Genomic DNA, 3,912 nt, shown 5'->3' with positions numbered 1-3,912 from the left:
ATGTGATGTCCGACGTGGACCGGGTCGGCGGCGTACCGGTGGTGATGAAGGCCCTGCTCGATGCCGGTCTTCTCCACGGTGACTGCCTGACCGTGACGGGCCAGACCGTCGCCGAGAACCTCACCAAGATCGCACCGCCGGACACCGACGGCAAGGTGCTGCGCGCCCTGAACCATCCGATCCACCCGACCGGCGGCATCACCATCCTGTACGGATCGCTGGCTCCGGAGGGGGCGGTGGTCAAGACGGCCGGCTTCGACACGAAGGTGTTCGAAGCCACCGCAAGGGTTTTCGACGGCGAGCGGGCGGCGCTGGATGCGTTGGAGGATGGCACCATCCGCTCCGGCGACGCCGTGGTGATCCGCTACGAGGGCCCCAAGGGCGGGCCAGGGATGCGCGAGATGCTGGCGATCACCGGCGCCATCAAGGGCGCCGGGCTCGGCAAGGACGTGCTGCTGCTCACCGACGGCCGGTTCTCCGGCGGCACCACCGGCCTGTGCGTGGGCCATGTCGCCCCCGAGGCGGTCGACGCCGGGCCGATCGCGTTCATCCGCGACGGCGACCGGATCCGGCTGGACGTCGCCGGGGCGACGCTGGACATCTTGGTCGACCCAGCTGACTTCGCCTCCCGTAGTGCGGGTTTCACTCCACCACCGCCGCGCTACACCACCGGCGTGCTGGCCAAATACCGCAAGCTGGTGGGCTCGGCGGCCCGCGGCGCGGTCTGCGGTTGACGGCGCCCCTCTCCCCGCGAGCATGCGCAAAGTCGCACTCGCAGGGTCCGCAGAGTGCGACTTTGCGCATGCTCGCGCCGAAAAGCGGCTATCTCACCAGGGCGAGGGCGAAGCCGTCCCAACCCTTGACCCCCACCGTCTGGATCACCGCCGCGTCCAGCCGCGGGTGCTCACCGAGCAACTCCAGCGACCTGCGCGTCCCCTGCGCCTCCTCGTTGTCCCCGGGCGCCAGGATTTCGCCTTCCCGAATAACGTTGTCGACCACGATGACTGCGCCGGGACGGGTCAGCCGTACGGCCCACTCCAGATAGGCGGCATTGTTCTCCTTGTCGGCGTCGATGAACACCAGATCGAACGGGCCACCGGTTACGGTCGGCAGCGTCTCCAGCGCCGCGCCGACGATCACCTCCACTCGGTCGCCGACACCGGCGCCGGCGGTATTGGCCCACGCCACCTCGGCATGCCTGGGGTTGTATTCCAGCGTCACCACCCGGCCCTGCGGACCCACTCCACGGGCCAGCCAAACGGTGCTGTAGCCGCCCAGGGTGCCGATCTCAAGGACGCGCCGGGCTCCGACGGCGCTGGCCAACAGATACAAGAACCTGCCCTGCTGGGGTGACACCGCGATTCGCGGCAAGCCGGCCGCTTCGCTGGCTGCGAGCACCGCAGCCATCTCGGGATCATGGCCGACCAGCGTGCGGTCCAAGAACGCGTCCACGTCTTCGGGAGTCGACTGCTGGGTCATGCGGCCAACGCTAGCCGATCACGGCACCCGACACCCACCGAACCAGACCCAATACCCGTATGGGGTATATACTGCGGTGGTTCCGCACCGGGATTCACGAAGGAAGGACAGATCACATGGCAAACAACGAAGCCGGGACGTTGCTGACCTGCACCCACCAGGACTGCGGTTGCCGAGTTCGCATCGAGGTGGCCTGCCACTGCCCCGGCGCCAGTGGACCGTATCGGTGCACCTGCGGCGACGAAATGGTCGTCGTCAGCTAAGACGAGCTACGTTACCGGACACCCTCCTTCGCATAGACCACCCGCAGCACATGCCCTAACTCAGGGCCCACTACCAGTTCGGCCAGGCCGCAGAAGGTCTCGACGAACTGGGGTCCGTGCGGCGGCTGGTCATCGCAGAGGTGGTGTGCGATCTCATGCAGCACGACCAGCTCACGCATCGCCCAGCCGGGAACCGCGATGACACCTGCGCCGTCACGGCGTTCATAGTGTGCCGCGGTCGCCCCGTGTCGTGACCGCACCGACAGCGGGCTGATCGCCGGCCACCGCTGCCGAACCGCCGGCAATACCAACACGTCATCGACGTAACGCTGCACCGCCGCAACCGACGCGAACCGCGCCTCCGGCGGCAGGGTCAGCTGCGCGCCGAAGAAGTCGACGCTGCCCGTTGCGTGCTCAGCGGCGCGATCAAACAATATCCGGACGAAGTCTTCCGCGGCGTAGACCTTGGAGCGTTGCGCGTCGCGCTCAACAACGAATTCGTTCACTGCCCCAACGCGGCCCGCGCCACCGACAGCTCCGGGCTGTCGCCGAGCCGCGCCCGCCTGCCGGCCCGGTCCCCGGCGCGGCGCGCCGCCGAGGAATAGCCCGCCGAGGCCCGGCTGGCCCGCCAGGAGCCGCGCGCCGCCGACGCGCTGCGGTAGTAATCCCGCAGCTCGATGTCTTTGTTACGCAGCGCGATAGCAGTACCCGGCGGACGCCCACGATCCTTCTCGGCTTCCTGGCGGGCCTGTTCGCGAGCCTCGGCCAGCCGCCGCCCGACCCGGGCGCCGAACGCCAACTGGAAGTTCAGCCGGGCGGTGATCGTCGGGGTGGGACGGTGCGCCCCGGAGGCGACGTAGGCGTCCGATGCCCGCACCATCTGGACCACCAGGCCGGCGTAGAGGGCATGGCTGGCGTCGATGTCCTCGGCGAACCCGTAGGCGTAGACGAACGTCGAATTCGACGCCACGTCACAGCGTACGTCGTTGGCCGATGCGATCACCACGAACAGTTGCACGTAGGTGCGCAACCCCCTGGTGCCCGGCTGGCCCATGGTGATGGTGCGCTGGACCGGCGTCTGCGCCGGGGAGCGGGCAGCCGCGTGCGAGCGGGCAACTGCCAGGTCGATGGAGGTCGCAGTGGCCAGTCGCTGCGCCGCCGCCATGAACGCCTCGGCCTCGTGGCCGTTGTCGGTGCCCTCGGCTTGGCGCAGCAGCGCGGCGATGCGCGCCAACATCTTGTCATCGCGGGTCATGCAAGCAAAGCTAGCCGACCGCTGTGACAAGTCCGGACAAGCCAGATATCACAACCTCGTGTCGATCCACTCCACCACGTCGGCCAGCACCCGATCGCGCTCCGGTTCGTTGAACACCTCGTGGTACAGCCCCGGATAGATGTTCAACCGCACGTCGGCAGAGCCGACGCCGGCGGCGAGCTGCCGACTGCCGTCGACGGGGACCAGCCGGTCTTCGGCACCGTGCAGGATGAGCAGCGGCGCGGCCAACGCGGCGGCGCGCTGCTGCATCGTCTCGCCGACCAACACCAACGCCCGCGCGACGCCGGCGGGCACCCGGCCGTGGTGGACCAGCGGGTCGTTGTCGTAGGCGGCCACCACCTCGGGGTCACGCGACACCGCGGACGAATCGAGTGCCTGCACCGGTAGTCCCGGCGCGATCAGCCCGAGCGCTTTGGCCGCGATCACCAGCGCCGGCGGCACGACGGTCTGCATCGCCACCGCCGGGCCGGACAGCACCATCAACTGATAGTCGTCGGGGTGGTCCACGCCGTAACTGAAGACAATCGCGCCGCCCATGCTGTGCCCGAGGACCACACCCGGCACACCGGGGTGCTCCCTGGTGGCGATGCCGACCAAGGTGTGGAAGTCCCCGGTGTATTCGGATATTCCCTTGCACAGCACCCGCTTGCCGCCCGATCGGCCGTGCCCCCGGTGATCCAACGCATAGGTTGCCAGCCCGGCCTCGCCGAAGCGCAGCGCGACGTGGTCATAGCGACGGGCATGCTCGCCGAAGCCGTGCGACAGGACGACCACGGCGCGTGGCGCGGCCTCGGGCATCCAGGCGTCGTAGACGATGCGCACACCACCGACGCCGTCGAAGGCCCGTTCGACGCGGGTGGTGGCCATCAGGGCAGCGTACGGTGCCGCACCGGG

The 3,912-nt window shown here is 68.9% G+C and carries 6 protein-coding genes; 2 read left to right on the top strand and 4 right to left on the bottom strand.

Annotation, left to right across the window (positions count from 1 at the left end; genetic code table 11):
- On the top strand, positions 1–734 hold a 734-nt coding region (locus AC2VON_RS16785; RefSeq protein ID WP_486953960.1), incomplete at its 5' end, for a dihydroxy-acid dehydratase domain-containing protein.
- Positions 735–822: 88 nt separating this feature from the next.
- Here the strand turns inward: AC2VON_RS16785 and AC2VON_RS16780 are convergent.
- Positions 823–1,479: an O-methyltransferase gene (locus AC2VON_RS16780; protein ID WP_486953959.1), complete on the bottom strand. Its 657-nt coding sequence runs from the start codon at positions 1,477–1,479 to the stop codon at positions 823–825.
- 116 nt (positions 1,480–1,595) lie between these two features.
- On the opposite strand from AC2VON_RS16780, the gene mymT reads away from it, so the two are divergent.
- Positions 1,596–1,742, top strand: a complete 147-nt coding sequence (mymT, locus tag AC2VON_RS16775; RefSeq protein WP_486953958.1) for a copper-binding metallothionein MymT — start codon at positions 1,596–1,598, stop codon at positions 1,740–1,742.
- An 11-nt stretch (positions 1,743–1,753) separates the two neighbouring features.
- Here mymT and AC2VON_RS16770 read toward each other — a convergent pair whose 3' ends face one another.
- The 3 genes from AC2VON_RS16770 to AC2VON_RS16760 are packed head-to-tail and all read right to left on the bottom strand — an operon-like array spanning position 1,754 to position 3,885.
- A complete protein-coding gene (locus AC2VON_RS16770; protein ID WP_486953957.1) occupies positions 1,754–2,248 on the bottom strand; it encodes a TIGR04338 family metallohydrolase in 495 nt (164 codons plus the stop codon).
- Positions 2,245–2,997 (bottom strand): DUF2786 domain-containing protein, encoded by a 753-nt coding sequence (locus tag AC2VON_RS16765; protein WP_486953956.1) that lies wholly within the window; start codon positions 2,995–2,997, stop codon positions 2,245–2,247. Before AC2VON_RS16765 ends, AC2VON_RS16770 begins: the two co-directional genes overlap by 4 nt.
- A 48-nt stretch (positions 2,998–3,045) precedes the next feature.
- Positions 3,046–3,885: a lysophospholipase gene (locus AC2VON_RS16760; RefSeq protein ID WP_486953961.1), complete on the bottom strand. Its 840-nt coding sequence runs from the start codon at positions 3,883–3,885 to the stop codon at positions 3,046–3,048.
- Between the last annotated feature and the right edge of the window lie 27 nt (positions 3,886–3,912).

Source organism: Mycobacterium sp. TH-M82 (genome assembly GCF_057473605.1).
Note: the sequence above shows the minus strand (reverse complement) of the source record. Positions and strands in the feature narration are given on the sequence as shown.